Genomic DNA, 15,608 nt, shown 5'->3' with positions numbered 1-15,608 from the left:
ATTCCTTGCGGTTTTTTTTATAACTATTCCTAAAATTTTATTTTTTAGGAGCTGGAGCTTGTGCTGCTGCTTGTGCTGGTGGTGTTACACCTAATTTTTTGAAAACTAAGTCAGAAATATTATCTGCATCTGGAGCAACTAACAAAATTGGTGTTGTGCCTGGGCCAGCATCAGTATTGAAAACATAAGTATAACCATTTTCTTTAGCTACATCTTTCACTGTTTTATCAATTTTTTCTAAAACTGGTGCCAACAATTGTTGTTGTTTTTGTTGCAAAGCTGTTTCCGAACTTTGTTGGAATTCTTGAATTGCTGTTTGTCCGCTTTGCAATTCTTTTTCACGGTCAGCTTTAATTACAGCCGACATTGTTGCACCATTTTTTTGATAGTCTTCGTATTTTGCTTGAAATGCTGCAATTTTATCTTGCAAAAGCTTGTCATATTGAGCTTTTTCAGTTTTTAATTTGTTTTCAATATCTTTTGCATCAGGTATGTTGTTAAGAATATAATCAACATTAGTGTAGCCAATTTTTGTAGTTTGGGCATTTACATTAGCAATACCAACAAACATCAAAGCCGTGATAAACGTGGCGAAAAATTTTGTCTTCATTTTTGTTACTATTTTTTTGGTTTGGTTACTTGGTTATTTTGGTTTTTATCTTCCTTCAACGAGATTCCTAGAGCTTCCATTACATAATCTGTGTAATCGTGCCTTGGGTCTGTGTAAATCATGCTTAAATCTGATGCTTTATCAAATATAAACATTAATTGTTTTTGTCGAGCAACTTTTTCACACGCTTTGTAGATGTCGTCTAATATTGCCTTCATCAACTCTTTCTTTTTCAAGAATAATAAGCCGTTCATGCCAAAAACTTTATTATTTAGTTCTTTTATTTCGGACTCTTTATCGTCAATATTTTTTTGGCGGTCACGCTTCATGTCAGCTGTTAGCAAAATTTCTTCTTGTTGAAATTGCTGACGCATTTTTTCTAATTCTGTATATTTACTTTGAATGTCCAAAACCCATTTTTCAGAATACTTTTCCATATCCTCTTGGGCTTTTTTATATTCGGGCATTTTGCTTGTAATGAACTCCGAATCAATGTAACCAAACTTTTGAGCAAAGCTTTGTATCGAAACGAGTGCCAAAAATAGTAAAAATATTGTCTTTTTCATCCAAAAATATTTTTCAATGCGTGAATTATTGAATGTTTTTTATTTAATGGCTAGTTGAGGCATCCTTTATTTTTTTGCTCTGACCTTACTAACGTATAATTGGTAACTTTTTATTATACCATTAACATGTACTTAACAATTCGGATTTATAATCAATGATAAGAAAACTTTGTTTACTTATCGAATTTGCTGCCCAATACTAAATGTAAATGTTTTCAAACCGCGATTCGATAATCCTGGAATTGGGTCAAACCCTTTGCCCAAGTCAAGTCCAATCATACCAAATGCAGGCATGAAAATTCTTGCCCCAACACCAGCTGTACGGCGAAGTTTGAAAGGATTGAAGTCTTTGTAGCTTCCCCAGCTATTTCCTGCTTCTGCAAATCCTAAAACGAAAATTGTTGCTTGTGGGTTAAGAGAAACTGGGTATCTCAATTCGGCTGCATATTTACTATAAATAATTCCTCCCATACGGCTTAAAGTTACACTCCCATCACTCGTTCTAAGTTTTTCTGACTCCTCCAGCGATAACTCGTGTACAATTCCTTCATCATATCCTCTTAAACCAATCAAATCGGCACCTACATTCATAGAGTTTTGGAGACCCATTCCAGCTCCACCTAAAATAAATCTACCGAATGGACTAAAGTCTGAGCTTTTGCTGTATTTACCCAAAAAACCCATATTTGCCTTAGCATGGAAAATTAATTTTCCAACTACGGGTGCGTACCAATCTCCATCAAACATCCATTTATGACCTTCGACCCATTTGAATTTGTCTGTTACAGGTGAGCTTCTAAGTAGTGAATACGGTGGATTAAATGTGGCATTTAATGTAAACTGAGACCCCGAACGAGTAAACTGTGGATTATCTAAGCTATATCTTGATACAACAAATGCCATTGATAAATCATTAGCTACCCCTTTCTGAAAACCAGGAATAAAATAACTATTGTCCACATTATATCTTTGATATGACAACGATGCGTTGAAACTAAAGTTACGGTCTGGCCAGTTCAACCTTTTTCCGTAAGTAATTGAACCTCCTGTATTTTTAAAATATCCCGAATAAATTCCACCTCCACCACCATAAATTGAAGCATAAGCAGCACCATATTGTTTTTCTAACGCTCTTTGGTAACCTCTGTTATCTGACGATGTATGAAAAATGCTAACAGCAAAAGAGTTTGGTTTACGTCCACCCAACCAAGGTTCTGTAAATGAAAGCGAATATGTTTGATAGAATCGACCACTTGCTTGTAATCTCAAAGCTAAACGTTGCCCATCGCCAGCTGGAAGTGGTTTCCATTTTTTAAGATTAGAAATATTTTTTGCTGAAAAATTATTAAAAACAACGCCAAATGTTCCAACAAAACCTTGCAAACCACCCCAACCACCAGAAAGTTCGATATTGTCACTTGGTTTTTCTTCTACGTTATATTCAATATCAACCGTTCCATCTGCTTGTGGGATTGGTTTGGGTTCTATTTTTTGTGGGTCAAAATAGCCTAATCTTGACAATGTTTGTTGCGTTTCAATAAGGTCAGTTTTACTAAACTTTTGGCCTGGTCTGGTTAAAAGCTCACGCATTACAACGTGGTCGCTGGTCTTTGTGTTTCCATTCAAAATAATTCGATTGATTGTTGCTTGCTTTCCTTCTCTAATACGCATCTCAATATCTATCGAATCTCCATCAACTGCAACTTCAACTGGGTCACAGCTAAAAAACAGATAACCGTCATCCATATAAGCCGAACTCACATCTCCTTGTGGAATACCATTAATTTTTTTGTTAAGCTCTTCTGGATTATAAATATCTCCTTTCTTGATTGCCAAAATTGTTTCTAAATCTTTCGTTTTACGCAAGTAGTTTCCTGTCCATGTAATATTACGATAGTAGAAACGAGTTCCTTCATTAATATTTAATACAATCCTGATATTGTCTCCAGTGGTAGAAATTGCCGAATCGGAAGTTACTTGAGCATCACGATAACCTTGTTTATTATAATACTCAACAACTTTTTGCTTATCTTCTTCAAATTTTTTCGGAATATATTTTGATGGGGTAAAAATACGAAGAGGGGCTTTAATCTTTGTGCTTTTGAGTTTCGATAAAACCTTCCAATCTGGAAGTTCATTTACACCTACTAACTGAATATCATCAATTTTAACTTTGCTCTTTTTATCTACATTTACTATTAATGCAGCATTATTAGCACGAATTGTGTCCGAAATTTGCTTTATTTGAACCGTTGTATTTAAGAATCCTTTCTCAACGTAGATTCTCTTAATCGTAAGTTGAATATTTTTGATTAAAGCGTCTGTGATTACCTTTCCTTTATTGGCTTTTACTTTTTCGCTAACGGCATCAATTTCTCCTTTACGCAGCCCTTTGAATACAAATTTATTTAAACGAGGGCGTTCCCTAAGATGAATATCCAATTCTACTTTATCAACTTCGATTTTCGTGATATTAATTGCAACATCTTCGATAATTCCCTGTTCCATCAATCGACGAATTGCGGTGCTTATCCGTTCTCCTGGAATACTTATTTTGTCATTTACATTTAGTCCAGAAACGGAAACTAATGTATTGGGGTCAAGAAATTTTACTCCACTAACAGTAATCTTTGAAATAATATATTCTTTCGGACGCTCGTAGCTTACAATGGTCTCTTTGGTTTGGTCAAATTTTCGTCCTACTCCAAGTGGAAATTGAGCAAAAAGATTTGATGAAATAAACAAAAAAATGATAAAAGAAAGTAACTTTTGGATACGCATAATATTATTATCAAATAATCAATTTTAGGAATGATTCGCTTTTATCTACTCAAACGATAACGTTTGTAATACTTATTTTTAGGCTTGTATGCTAACTTTGTTGTACTATTAGCTCTGTTTATCTAGTAAACTGTTTTCGATAATTTATTTGCTCTTGGCCGAACTTTACTTAATCTGCTCACTTGTTTTTCCGAAACGTCTTTCACGTTGTTGATAAGATAGAATGGCATCAAACAAGTGCTGTTTACGAAATTCTGGCCAAAATAAATCATCCATGAAATATAACTCAGCATAAGCCAACTGCCAAAGCAAATAATTACTTATGCGGTGGTCGCCACCAGTACGAATCATTAAATCAACATCGGGAGCATCTTCGGTAGCTAAAAATTGAGAAAAGACTTTTTCTGAAATTTCTTCAACCTCCAACTCTCCTGTCTTTATTTTTTCGGCAATTTTTTTGGTGGCTTGTACGATTTCCCATTTCCCACTATAACTTAACGCTAAAATTAGTGTTAGTCCTGTATTATTTTTTGTTAATTCAATCGAATCAAGTAGTTTTTTGCGAGCTGATTTAGGAAGGGAATCTAACTCTCCAATTGTTTTTAGACGAACATTATTTTTATGTAAATCTGGTATTTCTTCTCCAATTGTTTTAACTAACAATTGCATGATACCATCCACTTCTAATTTTGGACGACTCCAGTTTTCGGTCGAAAATGTGTATAAAGTAAGATATTTTACACCCAGTTCCACACACCCTTCAACGGTATCTCGAACCGATTTTACACCATGATGATGCCCAAAGATTCGCATCGCACCCTGTTGCTTTGCCCAACGACCGTTGCCATCCATTATAACGGCTATATGAGCAGGTAAATTGCCCAAATCAATGTTTTCTTTCACAGGTAAATCAATTAACAGTAATGAATTATCAAGATTCTATTTGACTAATAATGCAAAAAGGATTGCAAAGGTAGAAAAAAAGAACTGTGATTGATAAGTTTTTGATGATTTGTCGCTTTTTTCTTACTTTTCTCACAGAAAAAACTACGTAGGATATAGTTTTATTGGGGAAAAAACTATTTGGGGAGAATAATAACTATCTTGGACTAGGGCAATATACTTTATAGAACAGATAACTTATTGAAAAATTAGTATAATAATACATATCCTTCACTTTTGTTCCAGGAACTTGATACTTTAACAAATATTGGAATTTAGGATTACTAGGGTCAATTCCTGGAGGAACTTGTATTTGAAGGTTTCCACCAGAATAACCAATGTTATCCAAAAAGTCTGTGGTTGTGTGTCTTGCTCCAAACTCTACGCCCCAGTTCCATTGGCCTTTCCATTGTTTTTTAAAACCAATTCCTAAAAGCATTGCTTGCTCAGTTTTATTAGAGTTGAATGGGGTAAAAACGGATGGGTTTATATCTGTTTTGATTTTCGCCTTTGATTCAATCAAAGTTGCCCCATAACCGCCAAAAACATAAGGTGTCCAATTATTTACAATTCTTGAGGCGTTTGTTCGGAAGTTTAAAAAGTTATATTCTACTTGCCCACTTCCCTCTATCAATGTTGCATTAAAACTATATTCTCTTGATTGATGAAATGGGTCAAGTTTCATGTAAGTATCTTTTCCTACAACGCCACCATACATTGCTTGTGCTTTAAATGAAACCGCTCGACTAAAATTCATTCTCACGAAACCGTTTCCACCTGGACGAACAACCAGTGGCTTAAATTTGGGCATAACGTCTCCTTTGTACTGGCATACACCTGCACCCACACCGACTTCCCATTTTTGAGCGAAAACACTTAATTGTAATAAAACTAGAGATAACAATCCGAAAGTTTTTCGTACTACCAATTTAAAAAGAATCATTAAGGAGTTAGTTTTTACACCGCTTTCGCGGACCACTTAAAATCAAATATTGTGTAGTGTTATTTAATAGGCGGACATTTAACTTGGCTACTAATGATATAACTTAATGTAAGTTGTGTTGTAAAATATGAATCCCAACGCTGTGTACCTCTTGCACTATTTGGATAACCAAAAACAGTAGTTCCATTTGAGCTTGGTGTTCCTGGAGTTGCAAGACCTAAAATATTTGTAGCAATATTTGCAAAATCTGCAATTCTACTTGCTCCCGTACTTGCAGCAATATCTTCACCCGCTCGATTTGCGAATATTGCTCCTAAAGGCGATACAATGGCTAATGCTGCGGGGTCAGGATAATTGCTTTTGCCAACATCATCTAAATAGTCAAACGGTGTTATTCGCAAACCTCCTTCGAGTCCTAAATCAAATTTTTCGTTTATTTTTATTTTAAGCCCTAAGCCTAAAGGAAAAACTGGTTGTATAAGCGAATATGCTTTCGGGGCAGTAGGGTCAACTCCTTGACCTGACGTTTGCTTATCTTTTAAGTTTGTCCAACCGCCAAGTAAAACTTGATTTGTAGCCGCATTAATCGTTGCAACGTCTCGTGCTTGCGGATTATGGGCATAAAATCCAAAGCCAATAAAACTATAAGGCATCAATCGGCTTCTGCCCTGTGGTCCTTTACTATATTGTGGTAAGAGATTAAACAAGCCTGTTAGTGTAAACTCTTTTATATCATTTCTAAAATGAAGGTTTCTTAGAAATGGTTGATAAAATTTCGTTAGATTTCGTTGCGAATAAGTATAATCATCACCAGCGATTCGGGTATAAGAAAATGCAACACGAGCAGCCAATTGTGGAGACAACTGTCTAGTATAATTGACAGTACCATTCCATCTTACATTAGTAATGAGTCCGTAATAAAAAAATCTGTACGGTGATAAATCTCCAAAGTAGTGCGAACTTCCGCCACCAAATCCAACCGAAGAATATTGATTGAGTTTATTTTTTTTACTAAAAATACCTGATTGGGCAAAGTTTTCTTGCGTTGCTAAAAGCATCGCTGAAAAGCAGATTAATAAGCTATATGTTGTTTTCTTGATTTTTAACAATTTCATACAATTAGCAGGTTTGTCAAATTATTTAACGTAATAATAAAAACTTTTATTGTTAATTTCTGGCATCAATGCCCCACTTTAGTTTTCCTCGCAGAGTACTCAAGAAGTCATCGCCTTCCATTCTAACCATTTTTGCCTTAAAGTCCTCTTTCTTTACAGTAATTGTCGCTTCTTCTTCTGCACCAATAATTTTTGCTCTTGAATCCATTGATACTAAGAAATTATTGCTTCGACTTTCAACTTTGAACGAAATAACGCTATCGTCTGATACAATCATTGGTCGCACAAATAGATTATGTGGACAAATCGGCGTTATAATAAAATTAGCTGAATGTGGCATTACTAATGGCCCTCCACAACTTAAGGAATATCCTGTTGACCCTGTTGCAGTTGCTACCATCAAACCATCTGCCCAGTAAGTGTTCAAAAATTCTCCGTTGATGTAAGCATGAACTACAATCATGGAAGACGTATCTGTTTTTGAAATAGCTATTTCATTAAGAGCAAAATTCGTGCCTTCTTCAAACAATTCAGTTTCTGAGTTTGCAGAAATCATTGTTCGCTCATCAACGCTGAAATATCCGTTGACTAATTGATAAATTGTTCTTTCTATTTTTTCAGGAGAAACGGCTGCTAGAAAACCTAATCGACCAAAATTAAAACCTAAAATTGGAATCTCCCGCTTACCCACATGAGCGAGGGTTTCGAGAAATGTTCCATCGCCTCCTAGGCTAAAAGCAAAGTCCGCATCAAAAATTTCATTAGGAGTCACATAAACAGCTTTGCTTTCAAGACGAATGCCAGATTGGAGAAGGATGCGTTTGAATGGGTCGGATAATTGAACTTCTATTTTATGTTGTTTCAATTCATCAAAAACTTGCTGAATATACGGAACCGATTCAACACTAAATTTTCGACCGTGAATGGCTATTTTCATTGGAAATAATTCTGAATGAATGAAAGCGTTTTTCTGAAAAACAAAACACTTTCTACAAATGGATTTAGTGCAAAATTACGAAGGATTGCCTCAAAAACTATATAAAATATTTTTTAGTATGTTATAAATCAAAGCTTTCTCCTTGTGTTGGAATGTAGATTTCGTGGAAACCAACATTATTAAGACGGTTTTTGAATACTAATTGGTTGTCTATTTCGCCATGAACTAAAAATAATTTTTTAACTTTTGTCGCATCCTGACAAGATAAGTGTTTTATCATTTCTTTATAATCAGCATGGGCTGAGAACGAATCCATAATTTCGATGTCAGCTCTTACCTTAAAGGTTTCACCAAAAACCCTTATTTCTTTTGGATGCGTTTTTAAAACAGCTCCCAAGCTTCCAGGAGAGCAATAACCAACTAATAAAATTGTAGTTGATGGTTTTTCTACATTATTTTTGATATGATGTTTTATTCGCCCAGCTTCCGCCATGCCCGAAGAAGAAATAATAATACACGCTTCTCGGCTATCGTTCAGAGCTTTTGATTCCATCACATCGCTTATATAATGTAGGTTTTCAAAAGCAAATGCATCTCCATCGTGTTTGATATAAGCCAAAATTTCAGGATTAAAACATTCTTCATTATCTTTCATCACCATAGTGGCTTTGACTGACAATGGGCTATCAACATAGACTGGTATTTTGGGCAGAAGTCCTTCGTGAGCAAGTTGGTCAAGGGCATAAATTAGTTCTTGCGTTCTATCAACGGCAAACGCAGGAATGAGTAATTTTCCTTTCTTTTCGATGCAAGTTTGATAAACAATTCGTAACAAGTGTTTTTTCATATCAACTTCTGGCTCGTGTAATCGATTACCATAAGTAGATTCACAAATAATATAATCGGCTTGTGGAAAAGGCATAGGACTTCTCAAGATTTTATCGTCAGGTCGGCCAATATCACCTGTAAAAAACAATGTTTTGGTTTTGTACTCTTCTTCAAAAGTCAGATAAATTCCTGCACTTCCCAATAGATGACCTGCATCAAAAAAATTTGCAATAACCCCTTCTTCTATCACAAATGGGGTTTCGTAATCTATTGTTTTAAAGAGTTTGAGTGCAGTTTCAACATCTTTTTCGTCATAAAGTACTTCATAAGGCTCTTCATCTCTCCCAATTCGTCTTTTATTGATTCGTTCGAGGTCTTTTTCTTGAATATGTGCCGAATCAAGGAGCATTATTTCACACAAATCTTTGGTTGCGGGCGTGGCATAGATTGTTCCGTTAAATCCTTTTCTTACTAGCCTTGGCACTAAGCCTGTATGGTCAATATGGGCATGACTTAAAATAAGAAAATCTACATCTTTAGGGTCAAACCCAAAATGTAGATTTAATTCGGTCGTGCCGATTCCTTGAAAAAGGCCACAATCCAATAATATATTTGTTCCTTTATTGGTCGTAACTAGATGTTTACTTCCTGTAACACGTTGAGCTGCTCCGTAAAATTGAATTTTCATACGTAAACCTTTTAATAAGGTGTTTTATTTTTTGCAAATAAGTGAAAAATATAGCACGATTAAAAAGATTTATGAAATTACTGAGATTGATTCTCTCTTTTTCCTTTTTAGGCATTGCTACTAAAACAATTTTCATTCTTATTGAAAAAAATAAATCTAAGTCTGGCTATAAATTTACACCTCTTTTCCAAGGAATAAAATCATCTTGTCCGAGTGTTTCGGCTTTGGTTAAATAATCGCCATTGGCGAGTCCAATCAGCCAATTTAGGAGCGATTCGCCATTTTGTTCAATTGTTTCTTCGCCAGTAATAATTTTGCCTGAGCTAAAATCAATAATATCTGACATTTTTTCAGCCAAACGATTATTAGTCGAAATCTTAACAGTTGGCGTAATCGGATTTCCCGTTGGCGTACCAAGCCCTGTTGTAAATAAAATAATTGTTGCACCCGAAGCCGCCATTCCTGTTGTTGCTAAAACATCGTTTCCTGGTGTGCAAAGTAAATTCAAACCTGCTTGTGTTGGCTGCTCGGTATAATTGAGTACATCTGAAACTGGAGCATTTCCGCCTTTTTTGGCTGCTCCTGCCGACTTTATTGCATCAGTTATTAAACCATCTTTTATGTTTCCAACTGATGGATTCATATCAAAGGTTGCACCAACAGCGGCCGCTTGGTCAGAATACTCTTTCATTAAATGAGCAAATTTTTGGGCTTTCGCTTCATCAACACAACGGTTAATTAGCTCTTGTTCAACACCACAAAGCTCTGGAAATTCGGCAAGAAGCGTTGTTCCCCCTAAACTTACCATAATATCTGATAAATGTCCAATGGCAGGGTTTGCCGAAATTCCAGAAAAACCGTCTGAGCCTCCGCATTTCAACCCGATGTTCAATTTACTCAGAGGAGCTGGTTTACGTGTTTCTTTATTTATTCCGATAATACCTTTAAATGTCTCACGAATGGCGTCTGACATCATAGCATTTTCTGTGCCATACGTTTGTTGGTCAAAGTACAGAATTGGACGGTCAAATTTTGGGTTACGTCTTAGTATTTCTTTCTTTAAATAATCAATTTGTGATTTTTGACAGCCTAAACTTAAAACCGTTACTCCTGCTACATTCGGATTGACAATCATTCCTGCAAATAAATCGCACAAGGCATCAGTATCACGATTGGTTCCTCCACAACCTGTTTCATGTGTCAAAAACTTGATTCCATCAACATTTGCAAAAATATGGTTCGGCGAATTTTTTATTGTCTCATTTTCTTGTTCAGCCAATTGCACTTTTTCAATTTCTGCTAGATTTCCAGATTGATATGCTGTCAGTAAATCTCTTACCTGATTTCGGTAGATTTCGGGTTGTGCGTAGCCTAATTCTCGTTCAAAGGCATCTTTCATTACCATTATGTTTCGGTTTTCGCAAAAAACCAAAGGAACGACCAACCAATAATTACGAATACCAACGCTGCCATCATTTCGGTGATAACCATTGAAAGTTTTTTCTTTCCAAGAAGTAACGTCTAACGGATTCCATACTGGAGCTGGCTGACGCTTTTCAACCGAATATGGGTCAGATTCATGCTTGAGATTAAACGTTGTAATTTGAGCTCCTCGTTTTATAGCTTGCGTTGCTTTTCCAACCAAAACACCATACATTGTTACGTGGTCGCCGATGGCTAAATCTTCGGTAACAAATTTATGCTTGGCTTCGAGGTTATGTTGTATTTCGTAACTTTCGCCTTCGTATGTTACTATTTCGCCAGCTTTTAGATTTTGTAGAGCAACAATTACATTATCGTTTTTATGTAGTTTCAGAACATTGTTCATAGGTTGTACTCCGAAATATTATAGGTTGAATAATTATTTTAGCAAATGTAACTGCAATTTATTTTTTGTTCCAGATTTGACAAGTAATTTTGAACTGAAAAATGGGCATTTTTGACCCAAATATCAAAAAAATATTAGAATTAAGTTATTTTTCACAAAAAGCAGTTTATAAAAAATAGCTATCCATCAAATAAATTATATCAAACTATTTAACCTTCGTCTAAAATGTTTCGTCTTGACAATAAAGTAGCCATCGTGACAGGTGGAGCAAGTGGTATTGGTCTTGCCATTTCTCGTCTTTTTGCTCAACAGGGTGCAATCGTTCATATATTTGAAATGAATGTTGACCTCGCCGAGCGAGAAACCGACCTTATCAATGCCAATGGTGGAGAAGCGTATTTTCATCAAGTTGATGTGTCGAAACAAAAAGATGTAAAAAGAATGGTTGATAAAATTGCTAAAGAAAACACGATTGACATCTTAGTCAATAATGCAGGCATTGCACACGTTGGAACGGTAGAAACAACAATTGAAGAAGATTTCGAGCGAGTTTTCAATGTCAACGTAAAAGGAACATACAATTGCTTGCAGGCAGTTATTCCTTACCTCAAAGATAAGGGTGGCGTTATTTTGAATGTAGCATCGATTGCGGCAACAGTCGGAATTCCTGATAGATTTGCTTATTCCATGTCGAAAGGAGCTGTTTATACCATGACTTTACAAGTTGCCAAAGATTATCTGAAACACAATATCCGTTGTAATAGCATTTCGCCAGCTCGTGTACATACGCCTTTCGTTGATGGTTTTTTGAAGAAAACTTATCCTGGAAAAGAAAAAGAAATGTTTGATAAACTCTCGAAAACCCAACCGATTGGACGAATGGCAAAACCTGAAGAAATTGGTGCTTTGGCGGTTTATCTTTGCTCCGACGCAGCTGGTTTTATAACGGGTTGTGATTACTTAATTGATGGCGGTTTTGTAAAATTAAATAATTGATTTCTTTTCAACCCAAAGAATCACTGTTAATAACTTGTTAAAGAATGATAAGTTATCAAATAATTTCATCAAAAATTGGCTAATTTGTTGTTCAAAACATCAAAAAAACATGAAAAAAACATTTTTGCTTAGCACCTTTCTTCTTATTACAAACATAGTTTTTTCACAAGGAATCATTTTTGAACCAACCATTGAAGGGGCATTTCAGAAAGCAAAAGCCACAGGAAAACCTGTTTTTGTGGAATGTTACCATCCAAACTGCCCAATTTGTATGGCTTTAGAGCCTACGCTCAAAAAAGCAGAAGTTGGGAAATATTATAATCAGACATTCATTAACTATAAGTTAAATTTGAGCGATGCCAAACAGGTTGCATTCTTGACAAAGAAAAAGATATACTTACCTGGTTTTCCTCTTTTCATATTTTTTGATAAAAACCAAAATATTTTACACCATACAGACCCCGTAAATACAGCAAAAGATTTGGTTCAACATGGAAAAGATGCCATGAATCCAGACGTACAAACGGGTGCTTCCTGGAAAAAATATCAAGCAGGAAATAGAGAAATCAGTATTTTATCTGGACTTGCATATTTGCTGCGAATTACACAAGATACTACTCGAAATATCCAAGTGGCGAACGATTTGTATGCCATTTATCCAAAAAAACAAATGAATGATAAATTAAGTTGGTTCATCACCAAAAAATGTATCATGGATTTAGATAATGGTTTTGCAGAGCATTGGTTAAATAATGTGGCAACGGCAAAAAACTATGAAGCTGAGGAAGGACACGCTGGCAATGAAATGAACTCTCTCGGAATGCTCGTTCAAATGGCAATTTACAGTCCAAAAGCTTCTAAATACTCTTTGGCGAAAGTAAATAAACTCAAAAATTATATGGGAGTTGTTGGTGCTGCTCAATATACAACTGGAGCAACTTGGCAAATCGAATGCCCAGCTTTGCTTCGTGAACAAGGTCAAGACCGAGCATTTGCTTTTTTACAAAACCTCATAAATGAGCAAACGCAGCCACAATTATTGGTTTATTACGTAACTTTTTATAACACAAATTTCCCTGATGGAAAATATGCTAATAACGTTCGTCAATGGCTTACAAAAGCCCGACCTCAATTACGAACTGAGTATGACATAGCAAATCTAAACTACGAATCAGCTCGATTGTATAAAAAAGCTGGAGATTTGACCAATGCAAAAAAGGAAATTGCTATCGCAAAAACCAATATCTCGTCGGCCAAAGCAAAAGCTTCTGACCAAAACCTAAAAAAGTTGATTGTTTCTATCGAAGCAAGTATCAATAAATTGGCAGGAGAAATAAAATAAGCATATAACAAAACCAAAGCAAAACATATAAAAATGACTCTTTTTAACGTATATCCTCTTTATGACATAGAGCCCGTGAAGGCTCAGGGTTCTTATCTTTGGGATAAGAATGGCCAACAGTATCTTGACCTTTACGGTGGACACGCCGTCATTTCGATTGGGCATACACACCCTTATTATGTACGAAAATTGACTCAACAGCTTAAAAATATTGGGTTTTACTCAAATTCGGTCAAAATTCCTTCGCAAGATGAATTAGCTGATAAATTGGGAAAACTTTCGGGTTTAAAAGATTACTTTTTGTTTTTGGTAAATTCGGGAGCAGAAGCCAACGAAAATGCTCTAAAATTGGCGTCTTTTTATAATGGTAGAAAAAAAATTATTGCTTTCTCAAAAGGATTTCATGGACGAACTTCAGCAGCAGTTGCCGTAACCGATAATCCTTCGATTAAAGCTCCTATCAATTTTGCTGACCATGTGCAGATTTTGCCTTTCAATGATGTTGAAGCTGTAAAAAAAGCGGTTGACAACGAAACTTGTGCGGTCATTGTTGAAGGAATTCAAGGTGTTGGTGGAATAAATGTAGCAACCGACGAATTTATGCGGGCAATTCGCAAAGCTTGCGATAAAACTGGAGCGATTTTTATTCACGATAGCGTACAATGTGGTTATGGTCGTTCGGGTAAATTTTTCTCATTTCAACACAGTGGCGTAAAACCAGATATTATTACAACTGCTAAAGGTATGGGAAATGGTTTCCCAATCGGTGGTGTTTTGATTGCTCCAAAGTTTGAAGCAAAACACGGAATGCTTGGTACAACTTTCGGTGGAAACCACTTAGCCTGTACTGCCGCTAATGCCGTTTTGGATATTATTAAGAAAGAAAAATTAATTCAAAATGCTGCAAATATTGGTGATTATTTCTTTGAAAACCTTAAAGGACTAGCAGGAATAAAAGAATTACGTGGGCAAGGTTTAATGATTGGCATCGAGTTTGAAAAGCCCGTTGGGCCAATTAGAAATGCCATGCTTTTTGAACACAAAATATTTACGGGTGTGGCTGGCACACACACCATGCGACTTTTACCAAGCCTCGCTATGACAATCAAAGAAGCGGATATTTTCTTAGATGCTTTGAAGAAAGTTCTAGCTCAATAAATACAAAAAGCTCCCGAATGCTATAAAACCTTCGGGAGCTTTTCTTTAAACAGTCCCTTCAACCGCTAACAAATAAAGTGTCATTTGTTGAGCATCGGTTATTATCCAAGTGTCATAATCAGCCATTGCTTGTTTGCGTAATTCTTCCGAACAATATCCATCTTGAACAACTTGTTTTCCACGTGTTTCGGCTACAATATGCCAAATTCTGATGGCAGCCTCAAAACCTTCTTCACCACGCAAGCACGTTTCATGTTGTTTTATGATATTAATATCAGACAAACTTAAACTTTTATAAATACTTGACAAATTATCTGCAATCTGATTATCAAAGCCTGCGTCATGCCGCCAACGCAAAAATGCGTCATAAAAATCTAACATTGATTTTGGCGGAGCAGGCGACCATTCAATTTTTGTGTGATTATAGTCATTAATAGAAACTTTTCCACCTGTTTTCAACAAACTGACCATTTTGGCCACAACTTCCACAGGATTATTGACCCATTGTAACGTTCGGGCAGCAATCACCAAATCAAAAGATTCGTCCGAAACATAATCATTGATATTAGCTACTTCAAAACTCAGGTTTGGAATATGCCCATAGTTTTTTTGAGCCATTTCGATTAAATGTTGGCTAAAATCAATACCCACAACCTTTCCGTTTACTCTTTGAGCAATATCGGCGGTAATCGCTCCCGAGCCACAACCCACATCCAACACCGACAGTTCACTCGTGAGTAGCCCAAGCAGACTCGAATAAGAATTTTCAATATTTCTACGGTCAAGGACTTTATTAGCTCCTTGCGGCATTTCTGCTCGTGCTTGGAAGGTTTGTCTCATTTTTTTTAAACGAATGATTATTCAAAATAGAACA

General features: G+C 35.9%; 13 protein-coding genes. 3 read left to right on the top strand and 10 right to left on the bottom strand.

Going from position 1 to position 15,608, the window contains the following annotated elements:
- Nucleotides 1-37: 37 nt before the first annotated feature.
- The 9 genes from MJQ71_RS15240 to MJQ71_RS15200 all read right to left on the bottom strand — a co-directional run bounded on the left by MJQ71_RS15240 (nucleotide 38) and on the right by MJQ71_RS15200 (nucleotide 11,238).
- Nucleotides 38-610 carry an OmpH/Skp family outer membrane protein gene (locus MJQ71_RS15240; protein WP_238807491.1) on the bottom strand — a complete coding sequence of 191 codons (573 nt, stop codon included), beginning with the start codon at nucleotides 608-610 and terminating at the stop codon, nucleotides 38-40.
- Between the two features lie 8 nt (nucleotides 611-618).
- On the bottom strand, nucleotides 619-1,176 hold the full coding sequence (locus MJQ71_RS15235; RefSeq protein WP_238807490.1) for an OmpH/Skp family outer membrane protein: 558 nt from the start codon (nucleotides 1,174-1,176) through the stop codon (nucleotides 619-621).
- A gap of 177 nt (nucleotides 1,177-1,353) precedes the next feature.
- On the bottom strand, nucleotides 1,354-3,957 hold the full coding sequence (bamA, locus tag MJQ71_RS15230; protein ID WP_238807489.1) for an outer membrane protein assembly factor BamA: 2,604 nt from the start codon (nucleotides 3,955-3,957) through the stop codon (nucleotides 1,354-1,356).
- Nucleotides 3,958-4,122: 165 nt separating this feature from the next.
- Complete coding sequence (uppS, locus tag MJQ71_RS15225; protein ID WP_238807488.1) at nucleotides 4,123-4,860, bottom strand: undecaprenyl pyrophosphate synthase; 738 nt, start codon at nucleotides 4,858-4,860, stop codon at nucleotides 4,123-4,125.
- A 196-nt stretch (nucleotides 4,861-5,056) separates the two neighbouring features.
- Nucleotides 5,057-5,842 (bottom strand): type IX secretion system protein PorG, encoded by a 786-nt coding sequence (gene porG, locus MJQ71_RS15220; protein WP_238807487.1) that lies wholly within the window; start codon nucleotides 5,840-5,842, stop codon nucleotides 5,057-5,059.
- Nucleotides 5,843-5,901: 59 nt separating this feature from the next.
- Nucleotides 5,902-6,957, bottom strand: a complete 1,056-nt coding sequence (locus MJQ71_RS15215; RefSeq protein WP_238807486.1) for a hypothetical protein — start codon at nucleotides 6,955-6,957, stop codon at nucleotides 5,902-5,904.
- A gap of 52 nt (nucleotides 6,958-7,009) precedes the next feature.
- Nucleotides 7,010-7,894, bottom strand: a complete 885-nt coding sequence (locus MJQ71_RS15210) for an NAD kinase (RefSeq protein ID WP_238807485.1) — start codon at nucleotides 7,892-7,894, stop codon at nucleotides 7,010-7,012.
- Nucleotides 7,895-8,015: 121 nt separating this feature from the next.
- Nucleotides 8,016-9,410: an MBL fold metallo-hydrolase gene (locus MJQ71_RS15205; protein ID WP_238807484.1), complete on the bottom strand. Its 1,395-nt coding sequence runs from the start codon at nucleotides 9,408-9,410 to the stop codon at nucleotides 8,016-8,018.
- Nucleotides 9,411-9,576: 166 nt separating this feature from the next.
- Nucleotides 9,577-11,238, bottom strand: a complete 1,662-nt coding sequence (locus tag MJQ71_RS15200) for a UxaA family hydrolase (RefSeq protein ID WP_238807483.1) — start codon at nucleotides 11,236-11,238, stop codon at nucleotides 9,577-9,579.
- A 225-nt stretch (nucleotides 11,239-11,463) separates the two neighbouring features.
- On the opposite strand from MJQ71_RS15200, the gene MJQ71_RS15195 reads away from it, so the two are divergent.
- The 3 genes from MJQ71_RS15195 to MJQ71_RS15185 all read left to right on the top strand — a co-directional run bounded on the left by MJQ71_RS15195 (nucleotide 11,464) and on the right by MJQ71_RS15185 (nucleotide 14,734).
- Nucleotides 11,464-12,234 carry an SDR family NAD(P)-dependent oxidoreductase gene (locus MJQ71_RS15195; protein WP_238807482.1) on the top strand — a complete coding sequence of 257 codons (771 nt, stop codon included), beginning with the start codon at nucleotides 11,464-11,466 and terminating at the stop codon, nucleotides 12,232-12,234.
- Between the two features lie 109 nt (nucleotides 12,235-12,343).
- Nucleotides 12,344-13,576 carry a TlpA family protein disulfide reductase gene (locus MJQ71_RS15190; RefSeq protein ID WP_238807481.1) on the top strand — a complete coding sequence of 411 codons (1,233 nt, stop codon included), beginning with the start codon at nucleotides 12,344-12,346 and terminating at the stop codon, nucleotides 13,574-13,576.
- 33 nt (nucleotides 13,577-13,609) lie between these two features.
- On the top strand, nucleotides 13,610-14,734 hold the full coding sequence (locus MJQ71_RS15185) for an aspartate aminotransferase family protein (RefSeq protein ID WP_238807480.1): 1,125 nt from the start codon (nucleotides 13,610-13,612) through the stop codon (nucleotides 14,732-14,734).
- A gap of 45 nt (nucleotides 14,735-14,779) precedes the next feature.
- On the opposite strand, the gene MJQ71_RS15180 is transcribed toward MJQ71_RS15185, so the two are convergent.
- The gene (locus MJQ71_RS15180; RefSeq protein WP_238807479.1) at nucleotides 14,780-15,574 is read right to left on the bottom strand and encodes a class I SAM-dependent methyltransferase; all 795 of its coding nucleotides are present in this window, start codon (nucleotides 15,572-15,574) and stop codon (nucleotides 14,780-14,782) included.
- Nucleotides 15,575-15,608 lie beyond the last annotated feature (34 nt).

Source organism: Emticicia aquatica, from assembly GCF_923079645.1.
GTDB classification, from domain to species: Bacteria; Bacteroidota; Bacteroidia; order Cytophagales; family Spirosomataceae; genus Emticicia; species Emticicia aquatica.
This window is presented reverse-complemented; position numbering and strand designations above follow the sequence as displayed.

Coding starts and splice junctions, on each gene's coding strand:
- porG (WP_238807487.1), bottom strand. CDS start 5,842: ATGATTCTTTTTAAATTGGTAGTACGAAAAACTTTCGGATTGTTATCT.
- MJQ71_RS15240 (WP_238807491.1), bottom strand. CDS start 610: ATGAAGACAAAATTTTTCGCCACGTTTATCACGGCTTTGATGTTTGTT.
- MJQ71_RS15190 (WP_238807481.1), top strand. CDS start 12,344: ATGAAAAAAACATTTTTGCTTAGCACCTTTCTTCTTATTACAAACATA.
- MJQ71_RS15215 (WP_238807486.1), bottom strand. CDS start 6,957: ATGAAATTGTTAAAAATCAAGAAAACAACATATAGCTTATTAATCTGC.
- MJQ71_RS15180 (WP_238807479.1), bottom strand. CDS start 15,574: ATGAGACAAACCTTCCAAGCACGAGCAGAAATGCCGCAAGGAGCTAAT.
- MJQ71_RS15185 (WP_238807480.1), top strand. CDS start 13,610: ATGACTCTTTTTAACGTATATCCTCTTTATGACATAGAGCCCGTGAAG.
- MJQ71_RS15205 (WP_238807484.1), bottom strand. CDS start 9,410: ATGAAAATTCAATTTTACGGAGCAGCTCAACGTGTTACAGGAAGTAAA.
- MJQ71_RS15200 (WP_238807483.1), bottom strand. CDS start 11,238: ATGAACAATGTTCTGAAACTACATAAAAACGATAATGTAATTGTTGCT.
- MJQ71_RS15195 (WP_238807482.1), top strand. CDS start 11,464: ATGTTTCGTCTTGACAATAAAGTAGCCATCGTGACAGGTGGAGCAAGT.
- MJQ71_RS15235 (WP_238807490.1), bottom strand. CDS start 1,176: ATGAAAAAGACAATATTTTTACTATTTTTGGCACTCGTTTCGATACAA.
- MJQ71_RS15210 (WP_238807485.1), bottom strand. CDS start 7,894: ATGAAAATAGCCATTCACGGTCGAAAATTTAGTGTTGAATCGGTTCCG.
- bamA (WP_238807489.1), bottom strand. CDS start 3,957: ATGCGTATCCAAAAGTTACTTTCTTTTATCATTTTTTTGTTTATTTCA.